Here is a 16,749-nt window from a genome sequence, read left to right on the forward strand (position 1 = left end):
ATGCTTTATATCGACAATCCATACACCGATGCCTGGTTCAACCTGGCGGCCGAGGAGTATCTGCTCAAGAACTTTTCGGACGACATCTTCATGTTGTGGCAGAACGAACCGTCCGTCATCATCGGCAAGCACCAGAACGTATGGGACGAGATAAACCGGAACTATATACAGGAGAAGCACATCAAAGTCGTACGCCGTTATTCCGGTGGCGGGGCCGTCTATCATGATTCCGGTAACCTGAATATTACTTTTATACAAAACAGCAAGGAACTTGCATCCGGCACATTCACAGCCCGGCTGATCGACTTCCTTGCCACATTCGGCATCCGGGCAGAGACAGACGAACGGCAGGCACTCACGATCGACGGGCTGAAAATATCGGGCAGTGCGCAATCCATCCATAAAGGCAGGATCTTGCATCATGCCACCCTCCTTTTCTCCACCGACCTGTATCACCTGACGACCGCCCTCAAAAGCACAGGGCAGAGGCCGGAGGAAAAGGAGGTGAACCCTGCTCCTTTTTATGTCAAGTCCGTAAGAAGCCCGGTCACCAACATATGCACCTATACCCGTAAAGCGGTATCTATCGGAGAATTCAGAGATGCACTTCTGAACTATTTTACTGAAAACAAGACGGCTACCCGTCCCTATTCATTCACTGAAGACGATTTGAACGCCATCTGGTCCCTGCGTGACAACAAATATGCGACACCGGCCTGGAACTTCAATATCAAAACATAAAATACACATTTAAAATAATATGTCGACATTTGAAATAAAAATGCCCAAACTGGGCGAAAGCATTACGGAAGGGACGATTGTCTCCTGGTCCGTCAAAGTAGGCGACGCCGTTCAGGAGGACGATGTCCTTTTTGAGGTGAGCACAGCCAAAGTCAGTGCGGAAATTCCCTCTCCGGTAGCCGGAAAGGTTCTCGAACTTCTGTTTGCCGAAGGCGACACGGTAGCTGTCGGTACAGCCGTCGCCCTGATCCAGTTGGAGGGCGAAGAAGGAGAAACTCAGGAAAGCTCCGCTTCCGCAGCAGCCAAAAGCGACGAAAGCACCACGGTACGGTCCACCCCGGCAGAACCCGCCCAGCCGGTCAAATCATCCAAAGAAGAAGACGGAAGGTGGTATTCGCCCATCGTGTTGCAACTGGCACAGGAAGCCAAAATATCGCAGGCCGAACTGGATGCCATTCCGGGAACCGGCTACGAAGGACGGCTCAGCAAAAAAGATATCAAAGACTATATAACGACGAAGAAAAGCGGAGTTGCTCCCCAGGCGGTCACCGTCACCGGACAGTCCCTCACCTCGTTACCAGACAGTGGCGAACAGTCGCACCGGACAACAGCGACAACCGCTACCGGACAGGCTCCGGCATCAACAACGGGTAGTAACGACAAACGTAACAATCCGGTCAGTCCGGTAGCTTCGGCCAACGGCGACGAGATTGTCGAGATGGATCGCATAGCCCGCATCCTATCCGACCATATGGTGATGTCGAAAAAAGTGTCTCCTCACGTCACGACCGTTGTCGAAGCCGACGTTACCCGCCTCGTCAAATGGCGCAGCCGCGTGAAAGAGGCTTTCTTCAAACGCGAGGGCGTGCCACTCACCTATATGCCCGCCATTGCCGAAGCTACGGCCAAAGCATTGGCTGAATTCCCATACGTGAACGCATCGGTAGATGGCTATAAAGTCATTCTGAAAAAGCATATCAACCTGGGTATCGCCGTGTCGCTACCGGACGGGAACCTGATCGTTCCGGTCATACATGATGCAGATAAATTGAATCTGAACGGTCTTGCCGGCAGTATCGACAGCCTTGCCGCCAAAGCACGCAGTAATAAGCTGATGCCGGACGATATACAAGGCGGAACTTTTACGATCACCAACTTCGGTTCGTTCAAAAGCCTGTTCGGTACTCCGATCATCAACCAGCCCCAGGTCGCCATCTTAGGTGTCGGCTTCATCGAAAAGAAACCGGCTGTAGTGGAGACACCCGAAGGAGATACGATTGCAATACGGCACAAGATGTACCTATCCCTGTCGTACGACCATCGGATCATCAACGGTGCTCTCGGCGGTGAATTCCTGCGGAGGGTTGCGGACTACCTTGAGAATTGGGATAAATAATGATTTATCTGTTACTTTTGGCTTGATCCAAAAGTAACTAATACAACACATAAAATAATCAAATATGAAACGATACGATATAAAAACAACCGATACCGAGACTCTTCGCAAATGGTATTACCTGATGAGTCTCGGCAGGGCGCTCGATGAAAAGGCGCCTTCTTACCTGCTCCAGTCCTTAGGATGGTCTTATCATGCCCCTTATGCCGGGCATGACGGCATCCAACTTGCCATCGGACAGGTATTCCGCCGGGGAGAGGATTATCTCTTTCCTTATTACCGCGATATGCTGACGGTCCTCTCTGCCGGAATGACGGCGGAAGAAGTTATCCTGAACGGTATCTCGAAAGCGACCGACCCGTCCAGCGGCGGACGGCATATGTCCAACCACTTCGCCAAGCCGGAGTGGCACATCGAGAACATATCCTCGGCAACCGGGACACACGACCTGCATGCCGTAGGTGTCGCCCGTGCAATGGTTTATTACGACCATAAAGGTGTCGCGATCACTTCGCATGGCGAGTCCGCCACTTCCGAAGGTTACGTCTATGAAGCCATCAACGGGGCGAGCAACGAACAGCTCCCCGTTATCTTCGTCTTGCAGGATAACGGCTACGGCATCTCCGTCCCCAAAAAGGACCAGACGGCCAACCGCAAGGTAGCCGACAACTTCTCCGGCTTCAAGAACCTGCGTATCATCCACTGTAACGGGAAAGACGTTTTTGACTCGATGAACGCCATGACCGAAGCCCGCGAACATGCGATCAATACGCATAATCCGGTGATCGTCCATGCAAACTGCGTACGCATCGGCTCCCATTCGAACTCTGACAAGCAGACTTTGTATCGCGATGAAAACGAACTTGCCTACGTGAAAGCAGCCGATCCGCTGCAAAAATTCCGCCGTATGCTGCTCCGTTACAACCGCTTGACCGAAGATGAGCTGAAGCAGATAGAAGCACAGGCAAAAAAAGACCTGAGTGCGGCCAACCGCAAAGCGTTGGCGGCTCCCGAACCCGATCCTGCGACGATCTTTGATTATGTCCTGCCCGAACCTTACCAGCCACAGAAATATACAGACGGCACGCATAAAGAAGAAAATGGCGAAAAAAGAACACTGGTAACCGCAATCAACGAAACACTAAAAGCAGAATTCCGCCATAACCCGAATACATTCCTGTGGGGACAGGATGTGGCTAACAAAGACAAAGGCGGCGTGTTCAACGTCACCAAAGGCATGCAACAGGAGTTCGGGCCAAAACGTATCTTCAACGCTCCCATCGCCGAAGACTACATCGTGGGTACGGCCAACGGCATGTGCCGCTTCGATCCGAAAATACACGTCGTGGTGGAAGGAGCCGAATTTGCCGATTATTTCTGGCCGGCCATCGAGCAGTATGTCGAATGTACGCACGAATACTGGCGAAGCAACGGACAGTTCACCCCTAACCTGACGCTCCGCCTGGCATCGGGCGGTTATATCGGCGGCGGACTCTACCATTCGCAAACGATCGAAGGTGCGCTGACTTCCATTCCGGGAGCCCGCATCGTCTATCCTTCTTTTGCCGACGATGCGGCAGGACTGTTGCGCACCAGCCTACGTTCGAAAGGCTTTACTGTCTTTCTCGAACCGAAAGCACAGTATAACTCGGTCGAAGCAGCCAGTTTTGTGCCGGAAGACTTCGAGGTTCCTTTCGGGAAAGCCCGTATCCGCCGGCCGGGTAGTGACCTGAGCGTGATCACGTATGGCAATACCACGCATTTCTGCCTCAGTGTCGCCGAGAAGTTGAAGAAAGAGCATAACTGGGACGTGGAAGTCATCGACATCCGCTCGCTGATCCCGCTCGATACGGAAACAATCTTCGCCTCCGTGAAAAAGACCAGCAAGGTGCTGATCGTACATGAAGATAAAGTGTTCTCCGGTTTCGGTGCGGAAATAGCCGGTATCGTCGGCACGGAAATGTTCCGGTACCTGGATGCTCCGATCCAGCGCGTCGGCTCCACCTTTACCCCTGTCGGTTTCCATCCGGTCCTCGAAAAGGCGATCCTGCCCGGAGAAGAACGGATCTACAACGCAGCAAAAGCATTATTGGAATATTAATGAAGAGGGTATGTCAAAATCTCCTTGTCCCCGCACTTGATGCGGGGCTGCAAAAGGACAGACCTTATCAATCAGATTTTTATAGGGCCGGTTTTAATGCGATCCCGCGAGGGGCGCGGGAACAGGATAGTTTCGACACACTTTCTATAAACAACATACAAAATGAAGAAAATAGGTTTATTCTATGGTGGCACAACCGCTAAAACAGCCGTAGTCGCTTTGAAAATACAAGAAGCATTCGCAGAAAACGAAGTCGTCCTGATCCCGATAGAAGGGGCGACACGCGAGGAGTTCGAATCGTTCGACAATATTATCGCCGGAACTTCCACCTGGTTCGACGGAGAACTGCCGACTTACTGGGACGAGTTCATGCCGGAAATAAAATCCATCGACATGACGGGCAAGAAAGTCGCCCTATTCGGGCTCGGAGACCAAGAACGCTATCCCGACAATTTCGTCGATGGGATCGGCATTCTGGCGGAAGCCTTTACCCAAAGCAATGCGGAACTGGTCGGTTTCATGCCTGTCAACGACTACCATTTCACCCAATCACGGGCCGTTAAGGAAGGACATTTCCTGGGACTTCCCCTCGATATCGAGAACCAGTCCGAACAGACGGAGGAACGGATACTGAAATGGGTGGAGAAACTGAAAAAGGAGTTTCAATAATATTTGCATTTGTTTCTGCTCTTGGCAAGGAGCTGTGTCGAAGCAAAATTTAGCTTACTAATAGATATAATTTAGGCACGGATTTCACGGAAAACACGGAAAAAATAAATTCATCCGTGTAAATCAGTGAAATCCGTGCCTAAAAAGATTGTGATAAAGGTGTTTTCCGATTACTGCAGGCGACGAATACCCACCGCTTTATTATATTGGGCGAGGGACGCTTTCTGCTGATACCAGGTCTGGATCAGGCTGCTATAGGACTGAATCCAGGAAAGCTGGGCGGAAAGGACGTCGAGGATCGGAAGTTTTCCCTCATTATAGCTGAACGTATTCAGGTCGAGATTTTCTTCAGCAATCTTGCAGGCCTCTTCAGCGACATTGATTTGCTTCGTGTTTTCCGTCAGGCTGGTCCAAGAGTTGGCGACTTCCTGAGAAATCTGATCGCGTGTATAATCCATCGCATATTCCTTACTGCGTAAGATAGCTTTCTGAGAATTCACTTCTTTGAAACGGGCTCCCCAACGAAACAAAGGTATCTTCAGGGAGGCGAACACGGCAGGTGTCCAAAGCTGGTCGGACCCTTTCACGTTCAACATCGGAGTGCCCCAGGTTCCCTGGAAACCGATAGCCAGTGTCGGATTATACTTTGCTTTTGACAGGTTGATCTGCCGTTTCTGGTATTCGATATTCAATTTAGAGATCGTGAAATCCGGCCGGTTCTGCAAAGCAGCCTCTTCCCCTATGTGCATGGGCAACGGCTGAACCATCGTGATGGCATCGGCAATCTCTACCGGTGTCATAGGAGGAACTCCCATCAGCACGTTCAGGTTTTGCAAGGCAATCTGATAGTCTTTGTACGCAGCGCTTTTGTTCAATTCCGCTTCTTTCAAACGCGACTGTACCTGCAAGAGGTCTGTCTTACTGATCTGCCCGTCATTGAAACGGGTAGTCAGCACGTTTGCCAATTCCTGCACGATATCGACATACTGGCACATGACATCGTACATACCTTTGCGGGCAGCCGCAGACCAATAGTTCAGGTCGGCGGCATACACGATATTATCCGTCGTCAGGTCTTCTGCTTCGGAAGCGATCTGTCCCTGTATCTGGGCGGCCTTGTAATTGTTGTAGATTTGTCCGCCGGCATAAACAGGTTGACTTACGGTAGCTCCCAAACTATAAGTATTGTGATCCATTTCGACAGACATACCCGGACCGAAATCCAAATCGTACTTATTGATACGGTACTGGTAACTGCCGGAGAAGTCGAGAGCCGGGAAGAAAGCGGTCTTGGCCGCCTTGATAGCATGCTGCATCGCGATACGCTCTTCCGCACTCTGTTTGATCTGACGGCTATATTCAAGCACTTTCTGCTTGTAGTCTGCAGCCGTGACGGGCTTTTCCTGTGCTCCCACAGATAAAGCCCCCAACAGCATACAACCGATAATTATTTTATTTCTCATATTATTATACCGATTTAATCTTAAAGAATATACAATAGGTCACCGGAAGCACGAAGATCGTCAGGATGGTCGAAACGAACAGACCTCCCATAATCGTCGCCGCCATACCGGCAAACATGGCATCACCCAACAATGGCAACATGCCCAGGATCGTTGTGCCCGATGCCATCGTTACCGGAACGATACGCGTCTTGGTTGCCTCGATCACCGCATTGACCGGCGACAGGCCACTGTCAAGCTGCAATCCAATTTCGTCCACCAGCACGATCGCATTCTTGATATTCATACCGATCAGGCCTAACAGACCTAACATGGCAAAGAAATCGAGCGACTTGCCGAACACCAGCAATCCCAATACCACACCGATGAAGATCAGAGGCAACATACACATGATCAAGACCGGCTTCCGGTAGTATTTCGGGAAAAGGAACAACAAGGTGAGATAAATCAAACCGAACATCAACGGGATATTGGCGGCAATCGCCTTGTTACCTTTATCCTGTTCGGACTGTTCGCCGAAGTATTGCAGTTTATATCCTTCGGGAACCTGCACCTCCTGCTGGATCTCCTGCCACAACTGGCTGAAAGCTGCCATTGTATTGGCGCCACGTTTCGGTTCACACTGCATCATCATATAACGCTGGCGATTATAACGCTTCACGACGCTGTACTCGTAATCGAGCGAGAAGTCGTCGATCACCTGCTCCACTTTGACCGAACGGCCTTTGGCGCTGTAGACCGGCAAGGTCTTGATATCGTTCAAGTTCATGGAATCCCGGTCAGCATCTTTCAGCAGGATCGGCATGAACACATCCCCCTCGCGATATTCTCCTAAAGGCACGCCATTGGTTGCCGAACGAAGCGAATAGGCCATCTGCTGGCGGGTAATACCCAAGCGAAGACCTTTTTCCTGCGAGTACAACGGCTTCCATACCGGAACCTTGTTTCCCCAACTGTTGCGCACTTCCATCACCATGTCATTCTTGCGGGCGATCTCTTGTGCACGCTGCGTCAGAGCCACCAGCGTATCGATATTATCACCAACAAACCCGATTTCAATTGCAGCATCGGGCACAGGAGACAAAGCAAACAAAGCTGAACGGGTCAAAATATCCGGATAGTTAGCGACCATATATTCATAGAACTTATTTTCTTCGCTCTGCGCATCTTTTGCATCCTTGGTTTCGATCAAGACATTAGCAAAGTTCGGTTTCGGGCCGATAGAAGAACTTGCCAGGTAATAACGCACCGGCGAGCCTCCCAACGTGAACGAATAGGATTTGATCTTCTCGTTATTCTTCAGATAGTCCTCGATCTTGATCACATTCCTTTCCACATCGTCGATACCATACCCTTCCGGGAAGATCAGGTCGGCACGGAAATAGGGCTTATTCATGATCGGGAAGAAACTCTGCGGCATGATCGCCATGATAAACAAGGATAAGAACAAAGTCGCCACTACCGAAGTAAGTGTCAGATAACGACGCTTAATCAGACGGGCCAGGACTTTCTCAAACTGATGATACAACTTCGTGTCATACGGATCTTTTGACTCACCCGGCTTGGCTTCTTTCAGGATAAAGCTACCGAAAGTCGTTGTCTGTGTCAAAGCCAATATCCAACTCAGTCCGAGAGACACGGCAAGCACGATAAACAACGGCTTGACAATCTCGGCCACAGAAGCCGGCGCCAAATACATCGGTAAGAAAGAACAAACAGCGATAAAGGTCGCACCCAACAACGCCCACTGCGGTTTGGTAGCTCCATCGACCAACGCTTGGTAACGCGATAAGCCTCGCTTGATACCGACCTGCGCATTATCAGTCACCACAATCGCGTTATCCACCAGCATACCCATCGCAATGATGAAAGCGGCAAGGGACGTACGGTTCAGCCCGACACCCCAGATCAGCATAATCAGCAACGTACCGCCTACCGAGAAAAGCAGCGAACTGCCCACCAGCATACCGGCACGCGATCCCATCACAAGGAAGATAATCACAATTACGATCAGCAACGATTCGATCAGGTTCAGGATAAACCCGTTATTCGCTTCGTTGGCAATCTGGTTTTCCGGATAAATGGTTTTCAGTTCCATACCGATCGGGAAAAGCTGCTCCATCTCTTTCAAATGTTCGGCAACAGCATCGCCGACAGCCACCACGTCGTCTTTCGCACCCGTAGCCACACCGATACCGATGGCCCGTTTGCCATCCACACGCATCAGGTTGGAAGGTGGGTCCATATAGCCACGTTCGATGATAGCGATATCGCCCAGGCGCACTTCGCCTCCTCCCTTTGTCACGATCAGCTGGTCGCGTATATCCTCTATGCTTTTATAAGTACCTTCGGCACGTACACGAAGCTGGTAAGTCCCGGTCATGATCTCGCCTGTATTGACCAGCAGGTTCTGGGTCTGCAGGACTTGCTGGATCGAGTTCGGGTCGATCCCCAGGTTTGCCAGCTTGGGAACGGAGATACGCACATTCACAACCTGCGTTTGTTCCGCAAACAGATAGACCTTCTGCACTCCTTGGATAGGAGTCAGCTCGGTCTTGATCTTCTGCGCCCAATCGCGCATATCGTCATAAGTAAAGCCTTCGTCGGCAGTCAAGGCATAATAGATACCGAACACGTCCCCGAAGTCATCGCTCACGTTAATGGCGGAAGCACCGCTCGGAAGGCGGGGTTGTATGTTAGCCACCTTACGGCGCAATTCATCCCACTTGACCGGCATATAATCCGGAGCCAAAGTCGGTTGCAATTCGATCGAGATCTTCGACATGCCGAAATAAGATTCAGACTTGATCTGAAAAACATCCGACATGGACTGAATTTCCCGTTCGATAGGTTCCGTTATCAATTTTTCTACCTCCAGAGGAGTAGCACCCGGATATTGCGTAACCAGAACAGCCTGTTTGATTACGAAAGGCGAGTCCTCCTTTTTCGGCAATTTAAAGAAAGAATATATACCCCCGATCAGCATCACTGCCAAAAAGAAATATATAATCTTCTTATTCTCTAAGGAATATACTGGAAGATTCATTATTTATCAGCTTAATCTGTTAATACTTTTACCTGTTGTCCTTCAACCAGACGGGTAGCTCCGGCCGAAACGACCTGGTCACCGGCATTCAGTCCTTTGGTTATCACAACATTGTCTTTTCCAACCAGTCCTGATTCTTCGATCTGGCGACGTTCCACCTTTTGTGACTGGGCATTATAGACAAAGACAAATTTGTCGTTATTTTCTTCACTGGCTACAATGGCGGAAAGAGGCGCCAGCACCGCTCCCTCGTTAAAGCTTGCACTCTCGATATGCAACACCACACGGCAGGAGAATCCGACAGCCACTTTGTATTTGTTCAGATTAAATTCGGGATCGTCGATATACAGGAAGACAGGAACACCGGAACCATCGGGAGACGCTTCCACATATTCCTTCACCTTCGCTTTGAAACGGATTCCCTTATAGTTGTCAAACTCCACATAGATCTGATAAGGAGTGGAGAAATAGGTAATGTTCGTTTCAGGCATCGTGTACTGAATCTGCAACTTGTTCGGGTTGATCAGGCAAACGATCCCCTGCCCGGCCTGTACCTTCTGATAGTTCTCTACATACTTCTTCTGGATAAATCCATCGAACGGAGCACGCAGTTTCGTTTGTTCCAGCTGGTTCTGTGCATATTCGAATGCAGCCTTTGCGTTGGAATAAGAGGCTTCGGTCGTCTCATACTCCTGCTTCGAGATAGCCTGTTTGGATAACAGCTTCTTCGCACGTTGCAACTGTGCTTCGGCTGTTTGAAAAGAAGCCTTCTTCGCTTCATATTCCCATTTGAAATCCTGTGGGTCGATCTCTGCTACAACCTGTCCCGTACGGACTTTTTGCCCTTCATCCACATTCAGCGAAATCAGCGGTCCAGACATTTTAAAGGCCAGATCACTGAACTGGTCCGGCGATACGACACCGCTAAACGACTTTTCCACAAGGTTCAATGAGGTCACTTCCGTCAATTTCACCGGGCGGGGACCTTGCTCCTTCACCGGTGGCTGACTACACGACATCAATGCTGCCAATACAAAAACGGGGATTAATTTACCATTCATGATAACTTGCATTTAGTTATTTGTTATTATTATATTCTGATTATAAATTGCATACCCAGGCTTTTATACCATAAGAATACAACATTCTTTTAAAATCTATTGTTCCGGTTCCGACCGGATTTCAAAGTGTAGCCTCCAAAATTTTTCGGATATATGCATTAAAACGACCAGCTGCTCCAATCGACCGTCGCCTCCATTTCTTTTTCCTGATCGTCGGGGATAGACGGGAAGAAGTCAATGCCTGTTACCTTTTCCACGCTATCGATAGGTATCACCATCGATTTCAGCGAATTATCTTTATAGTCCCTATTTTCGAAAAGAAATCCGATACCTTTATAACCCTTCTCTGTATGGTAACATAATACCTTATAAAAAGATTTGGGTATCGCCACCTTGTTTTTTCCTAACCGTTTCATATCGCCTGTAATGACAGGACCCGTAACGATCAAAAGCGAACCGTTATCCAACGCCCACAAACGGCACTGTTCCTCCAGGTCTTTCCAGATACCCCGGTTTAATTTCGGTTTTTGCGGGCAGATATTACTCAGATAAAAAGACTCGCGCATGGCTTTTGCAGACCATTTCATATCGCCTGCCGGAGCTAAATGGCCACGGTCGTAGCCAGAACGCGTATAATCCTCGTTCATTGCCGTTGCGCCTTTCACCTGCGGGTCGGATACAAACTTATTAGAGCGTTCCGTCTTTTTGCTTTTGGCTTCCGTCGCCGTCAATTCATACGCAACCCAGTTGGCTATACGGTACTCGGAATTATAAGAAACCGTATATCCTTCATGTTTGATAACCTGCTCTTGGCGTTTCTCTTTTAAGCGGGGTATCTCTGTATTTGCGGGGATTTTAAATGTCTTTGTGGAAGGTTTGGCAGGAGCTTTATTGGCGGATGTTTTGTCCTGCACCTTTTGTTTCGGAGCGGTTACAGCCTTTTTAGAAGAAACAGTCTCCTGCCCCTTTTTCTCCAAAGCCACCGGTTCATGTCCGGCCATCGGAGCAAAGAAATCATATATAAACAGAAATCCTATAAAACAAGCCACTACGATAAAGGCGCCAATAAACATTCGCTTCACTGTGGAAAGGAAGGACGAAGTCTTTTGAACTTTTTTCCGCGGTTTCCTTACGCTTTTTCTCTTTGCCATCTCTCTTGATAAAACCTATTCCTACTCAGGCGCAAAAGTAGACAATATAAAGATGCTATACAACACATGCGAAGGGAATGTATTGGTTTGGATTGTTAGAAAAAAGTGCCCCAATGCACACCAGTTGGTCCAAATCCGTATAACCAATACCTTACAAAATCCGCCACGAACCTTCCAGTGGGATCACTTTTTCCGGTTGGGGAAGACATAAAGTGTATGTACGCAGGAAAGAGGCGTGAAGGTATAAACAGGCATATAGCAAAAAAGGCCGGGGGTTCCTATTCGGAGACCTCGGCCTTTTCATTATTTATCCGGATATGGCAAGCTCTATTTCGCCAGGTGACGCCCCGGAGCGAAATTCTTTCGGGAACCGTCGGGCCAGATGACTTCGGCGGTCGTTCCTTCGGGGACGGAAAGGGCGACTTGTATCTTTTTTCCCTTCCGTTTCAGCGACACCTCGATCTTGCCGAAATGCGTGTCGATCGCGGCAGAAGCTTCGGTCAAAGTACCCATTTGAGGGCAAACTTTGAAGGAACGGAAACCAGGAGAGGTTGGTTCGATGCCACACACTTTCTGGCTCAACAGTGTCAGCGGTCCACCACTCCATGCATGGTTGATCGTACCGCCGCCGAACCCGTCCGGGCCGATCCCCCATCCTTCGAACAAAGTCGTATATTCGGGATAATTCATCATTTTCGTATAGCGCTGCTTCATCCTCTCCAAAGCAAAGGACGGTTCATTCATTCGGAACAAGGCTTCAAGCACATACTTTTCCATATAAGGGCTGGCATGATATTCCTTTTTCAGCACTTTAACCAAGGCGGGATATTTATCAGCGGAAGCTAAGCCGGAAACGACAGCCATCGCTTGTGCGCGGTCGTCCGTTTCTCCCTTATAGCCGGGAGAACGATAGGATGATCCTGTCCAGAACTTCGTATCGAAACATTTCCCGATGCTGTACATCATACGGCTGATCTCGTCGGCATCGGCCGTTTTTCCGAGTTGGAGGGCAAAAGCCTTCTCAGCTTTCAAGGCCAAGTAATACCAGCAGTTGGCCAACACGCCCATATCGATGTTTTCTCCCCAATCACCCCAACTCCAGTCACCGTCGCGCTCAATGACCAGGCCACTCTTGTCCACTTGCCATACTTCGTGCAAGTAACGGTGCATACGGTCGTAAATACCGGCGACAAAGCTACTGTCGCCACTATAATAATACTGGGTGTAGAAACCGTACCAGCCCACCGAAGCCAGCATTTGCAACGGCAGTTCCTTCCGCCAGTTGCCAGCCGGGGCCGGAGCGAAAATCACACCGTCTTCGCGTTGCCAGTTCATCAGCTCGTGAATCCCTTTCAGCGCCAATTTATGACTGGAGGGAGAAAGGGCATAGAAAGCCTCACCCAATTCGTTCACTTCGTCACCCCACCATTGCGCCCGTTCACGATCCGGACAATCCATATAGCTGTCGCGCATCGTTATATATAAGGTACGGGCCGAACGTTTCCAAAGTTCGTTCATAAACGGATCGTTGCAACTGAAAGAACCCGTAAATTCGGTATTGTAACCGGTCTCCCGGAATTTCACGTCCAACACCTTCACGCCTTCCGGCAGGATATATAGCATCTCGTGACCGTTCATCCAGCCTAAACTCTCGTATTCCTGCACACCGTCGCGCGTGACATATTCGGCGCGGACGTTATATTGTGAACCACCCTCATAATTGTCCGTCCGGATATGGATCACCTTACCGGCAGGAGCTTCCACTTTCAGGTAAGGAGTCACCTGGCTATTATAAGGCAGGCGGCAATAAAGCGTATCGCCGGCAGCCGACCGGCGGACACTGACATACGGCTTCAAGCCATAGTCTTTCCACAAGGGTATCGGACGCTCGACCAACTTGCCTAAAGGTGCGCCCCCGACAGGAGAAATAACTTCGGCATTCGGCATCTTGCCCGTATAGCCGGGCTGGTTCCATCCGGACATTTCCATCCGGGCATCAAAACGGATATTGCTCTCCGGCAAGCGATAATTGGGATAGGGAGCACCCGTATTCTGATAAGCATCATATACAGTGCATTGCCAGCTCTTGTCGGAAACGATCTCGATTCCGGGAGCGACCGCTTCAAACAGCAAGGCAGCCAGCCCGCTGTTCACATGGCTGAACCCGCTTTTGCCGAAATGCCAGACCAGCACAGCAATGGTATTCTCACCGTTTTGCAGATAAGGCGCGATCTCGACCGGATCGTAATAAGTATCATCAGGAGAAGGTCCCCGTTTCAATCCCCCTTCAAAGACGACCAAGCGGCCGTTTATCCACAACCAATATTTGCTATCGGCAGCGATACGGGCGGTAAGTGTTTGCGGGACCTTGTCTATATGAACGGTTTTACGGAAAGCCAGCCAGGTATTCGTCGCGCTCTGGCAACGTTCCGTATTGATCCAATGCGCTTTCCAGCCGGATTCGGCCCGGCCGGAAGCGATACATCCGATCAACAGCAGCAACAGGAAATAGTGTTTCATGGTATTCTCGTTTAATAAGTATTCACATATGTACCTGATCCGACCGTCTCCGTCTTATCGCCGACACGGATATCGGCCGTACAGCCGGACGGGATCGTCACGGTAAGGGTGACTTTGTCTCCCTCCCGTTTCCACTGGCTCGAGATCAATCCGCGTACGGAATGGTACTCACCTTTCGCCCAATCCATTCCTTCCACAAAATGAGGAGTAATCAGAATGTGGCGGAAACCAGGTCCGGCAGCATCATAATTGATACCGGCAAGCTGGTTCATCATCCAAGCAGAGACATCTCCCATAAAGACATGGTTCAGAGAGGCATCCCGGAACTGCGGACTCAAGGTCCAGGTTTCAGGCAGCGTCGTATATCCCATTGTTTCCACCCAATACCCCCAGGAGGGAGCTTCCGTCTTCGTAATCATCTTCATCGCGTCCTCGACATAGCCGTAGCGGGTCAGCATAGCCGGAACAGACTTGCTTCCCAACAGGCCGAAATCGAGGAAATGATTGTTGGCACGCACGACCTCGCAAAGTTTATCGGCCACCAACTGCTCTTTCCCTTCCGGTACAATTCCCAAATAGAGGGCGATCGCCTGTGCTGTCTGGGTTCCTTCCGCATAGACTCCCGTTTCGGGATTGAAGAATTTACGATTGACCAAGTCTTTCAGTTCATCGGCTTTTTGCCGGTAAGGAGCGGCATCTTTGCCCAACAATTCGGCGAAACGGGCCATCAAGGTATAATCCAGATAATAATAGGCGGTAGAGGTATAGGTATTGTTGGTCGTAGACTTCCAGTACACCCAATCCCCTAAACCGAAGGTCAGGTAGCCACCGTCCTTCTCTTTCGTTTTCAGATAATCCAGATAACGCAACATCGTAGGATAAAGATTCTCGATGCTGCGCGTTTCACCGTAATAATCATACAAGGCGTTCGGAATGATAAACATGGCGGCATCCCATACCGGGCCAGGCCATTCGCCATATCCCCAACCGCTGGAGGGGATAATGCCGGAGATTTCACCGGCTTCACGTTGGTTGTCGATGAAGTCATTCATCCATTTCTCATACAATGTGATACCGTCGAACCCTAACAGGGCGAGATCGATCGCGACATGTGCATCGGCCGTCCAGCCGTTCTTTTCACGCTGCGGACAGTCGGTCGGAATACTGTGCAGGTTGCTGCGGTAGGCTTCCATTGTCGCCTTCCATATCTTGTTCAACAACGGATTGGAGCAGGAGAAAGAACCGACGGGCTCTACCGCCGTATGCATAAACAATCCGGTCAAACTCTCCTTTGTCAAGGTTACGGGAGCCGAACTTTCGACCTCCACATGCTGAAAACCGTGATAGGCGAATGAAGGCATAAAGACTTCCTCTTCGCCCGTTCCTTTCAGCGTGAACACGTCCATCTGGAAAACCTCCCCCGGTTTCACAGGGTGATAATAGACATCGATATTTCCCGGTTCCAGACGGCCATCCGTTTTCAGCAGCTCTCCATGCTTCAGGGTAACCCTCGTACCGGGAGCGCCTTTCACTTTTAAGCGGGACAGGCCGGCAAAGTTCTTTTCGAAGGAGAATACATAGAGTTTGTCGCTGAACTTCTTCATCGAGACAGGCGACAATTCTTCCGTAATCCGGATACCCGGCATCTGCTGGGCAACCAACAAGGGGGCCGGAGCTTCCGTTACTTGTACCGGAGCCCACTTGCTGTCGTCAAACTCGTTCGTGTTCCAACCGTTCTCTTCCAATGTGGCATCGTATTTGTCACCGCTATAAATATTATTATAAGTATAAGGGCCAGTCGCCGTACGCCAACTCTCATCGGTAGCGATAACCTCGGTCGTACCGTCGGTATAGCGGAGGCGCAGTTCGCAGAGCATCCGGGGACGGTTACGCCAACGGGCAGTCTCGAAATCCCAGACAGCCTTGGACTGTATGTTGTGCCAGCCGTTGCCCAACACCGAAGCGACTGCATTTTCACCTTTCTTCAACAAAGGAGTCACATCGTGCGTCACATACAGGATACGTTTGTCGAAATGCGTATAGCCCGGATCGAGGTAGTTCTCTCCTACCCGCTTACCGTTGATAAACAGATCGTAATAACCGGCAGCAGCCACATACACGCGAGCTTCTTCGATCTCTTTTCCCAAGGTGAAGGTTTTTCGGAACATGGGTGCCGGCTCGAATTCCTTATCATGGCTGTCGGTTATCCATTTTCCCGACCAGTCGGACGGATCGAGCTTGGCCGTCTCGAAAGTAGCCGTCTCCGAAGTCTCGCAAATTTCTCCGTCCTGATCCCATACCGTCACGTTCCAATAGTAACGAGTATGCGGTTTCAATATCATATTGCCGGTGTACGGTTGCAGGTTATCCGGCGAGGTCCCGATACGGATTTCCGAACGGGAGGCTAAGAAGTTCTTCTCACCTCCTTTGTATTCCCAGGTGAAACGGGGACTTTTAGTATCCAACCCGATCGGTTCGCGCAGGTATTCGGTTCTAAGGTTCACTGGAACTGTAAGCTCGTTTTTACCTTTACATCCCATCAAGGAGAGGAAAGCAAGCGAGCAGATCAACAGCGTGTTTTTCTTTCCCATATCTTTATAT

9 protein-coding genes and 2 pseudogenes are annotated in these 16,749 nt (G+C 49.9%); 5 read left to right on the top strand and 6 right to left on the bottom strand.

All coding sequences use genetic code 11. The features are described 5' to 3' along the window. From NQ564_RS07090 to NQ564_RS07105, 5 genes and pseudogenes are all read left to right on the top strand, one after another. Positions 1–741 (top strand): lipoate--protein ligase family protein, encoded by a 741-nt coding sequence (locus tag NQ564_RS07090; RefSeq protein WP_039848194.1) that lies wholly within the window; start codon positions 1–3, stop codon positions 739–741. Positions 742–781: 40 nt separating this feature from the next. Continuing rightward, positions 782–931, top strand: a pseudogene (locus NQ564_RS19400) (biotin/lipoyl-containing protein); the annotation flags it as partial. 192 nt (positions 932–1,123) lie between these two features. Then, positions 1,124–2,137 (top strand): annotated as a pseudogene (locus NQ564_RS07095) (dihydrolipoamide acetyltransferase family protein); the annotation flags it as partial. Positions 2,138–2,201: 64 nt separating this feature from the next. Beyond that, on the top strand, positions 2,202–4,238 hold the full coding sequence (locus tag NQ564_RS07100) for an alpha-ketoacid dehydrogenase subunit alpha/beta (protein ID WP_008149411.1): 2,037 nt from the start codon (positions 2,202–2,204) through the stop codon (positions 4,236–4,238). A 162-nt stretch (positions 4,239–4,400) separates the two neighbouring features. Then, a complete protein-coding gene (locus NQ564_RS07105) occupies positions 4,401–4,907 on the top strand; it encodes a flavodoxin (protein ID WP_008149409.1) in 507 nt (168 codons plus the stop codon). A gap of 170 nt (positions 4,908–5,077) precedes the next feature. On the opposite strand, the gene NQ564_RS07110 is transcribed toward NQ564_RS07105, so the two are convergent. From NQ564_RS07110 to NQ564_RS07135, 6 genes are all read right to left on the bottom strand, one after another. Then, positions 5,078–6,370 (bottom strand): TolC family protein, encoded by a 1,293-nt coding sequence (locus NQ564_RS07110; protein WP_036608292.1) that lies wholly within the window; start codon positions 6,368–6,370, stop codon positions 5,078–5,080. 4 nt (positions 6,371–6,374) lie between these two features. Then, positions 6,375–9,416 carry an efflux RND transporter permease subunit gene (locus tag NQ564_RS07115; RefSeq protein WP_008149406.1) on the bottom strand — a complete coding sequence of 1,014 codons (3,042 nt, stop codon included), beginning with the start codon at positions 9,414–9,416 and terminating at the stop codon, positions 6,375–6,377. An 11-nt stretch (positions 9,417–9,427) separates the two neighbouring features. Continuing rightward, entirely contained in the window at positions 9,428–10,477 is a 1,050-nt protein-coding gene (locus tag NQ564_RS07120; RefSeq protein ID WP_008157539.1) for an efflux RND transporter periplasmic adaptor subunit, read from the bottom strand. Positions 10,478–10,635: 158 nt separating this feature from the next. Beyond that, positions 10,636–11,628, bottom strand: a complete 993-nt coding sequence (locus NQ564_RS07125) for a DNA/RNA non-specific endonuclease (RefSeq protein WP_008149402.1) — start codon at positions 11,626–11,628, stop codon at positions 10,636–10,638. Between the two features lie 327 nt (positions 11,629–11,955). Continuing rightward, complete coding sequence (locus NQ564_RS07130) at positions 11,956–14,148, bottom strand: alpha-L-rhamnosidase-related protein (RefSeq protein ID WP_008149399.1); 2,193 nt, start codon at positions 14,146–14,148, stop codon at positions 11,956–11,958. 11 nt (positions 14,149–14,159) lie between these two features. Next, positions 14,160–16,739, bottom strand: a complete 2,580-nt coding sequence (locus NQ564_RS07135) for a family 78 glycoside hydrolase catalytic domain (RefSeq protein ID WP_129649949.1) — start codon at positions 16,737–16,739, stop codon at positions 14,160–14,162. Positions 16,740–16,749 lie beyond the last annotated feature (10 nt).

Source organism: Parabacteroides johnsonii DSM 18315, from assembly GCF_025151045.1.
GTDB classification, from domain to species: domain Bacteria; phylum Bacteroidota; class Bacteroidia; order Bacteroidales; family Tannerellaceae; genus Parabacteroides; species Parabacteroides johnsonii.

What these genes read in the sequence shown, in the direction of transcription:
- NQ564_RS07090 (WP_039848194.1), top strand. Translation starts at nt 1, where the DNA reads ATGCTTTATATCGACAATCCATACACCGATGCCTGGTTCAACCTGGCG.
- NQ564_RS07100 (WP_008149411.1), top strand. Translation starts at nt 2,202, where the DNA reads ATGAAACGATACGATATAAAAACAACCGATACCGAGACTCTTCGCAAA.
- NQ564_RS07105 (WP_008149409.1), top strand. Translation starts at nt 4,401, where the DNA reads ATGAAGAAAATAGGTTTATTCTATGGTGGCACAACCGCTAAAACAGCC.
- NQ564_RS07110 (WP_036608292.1), bottom strand. Translation starts at nt 6,370, where the DNA reads ATGAGAAATAAAATAATTATCGGTTGTATGCTGTTGGGGGCTTTATCT.
- NQ564_RS07115 (WP_008149406.1), bottom strand. Translation starts at nt 9,416, where the DNA reads ATGAATCTTCCAGTATATTCCTTAGAGAATAAGAAGATTATATATTTC.
- NQ564_RS07120 (WP_008157539.1), bottom strand. Translation starts at nt 10,477, where the DNA reads ATGAATGGTAAATTAATCCCCGTTTTTGTATTGGCAGCATTGATGTCG.
- NQ564_RS07125 (WP_008149402.1), bottom strand. Translation starts at nt 11,628, where the DNA reads ATGGCAAAGAGAAAAAGCGTAAGGAAACCGCGGAAAAAAGTTCAAAAG.
- NQ564_RS07130 (WP_008149399.1), bottom strand. Translation starts at nt 14,148, where the DNA reads ATGAAACACTATTTCCTGTTGCTGCTGTTGATCGGATGTATCGCTTCC.
- NQ564_RS07135 (WP_129649949.1), bottom strand. Translation starts at nt 16,739, where the DNA reads ATGGGAAAGAAAAACACGCTGTTGATCTGCTCGCTTGCTTTCCTCTCC.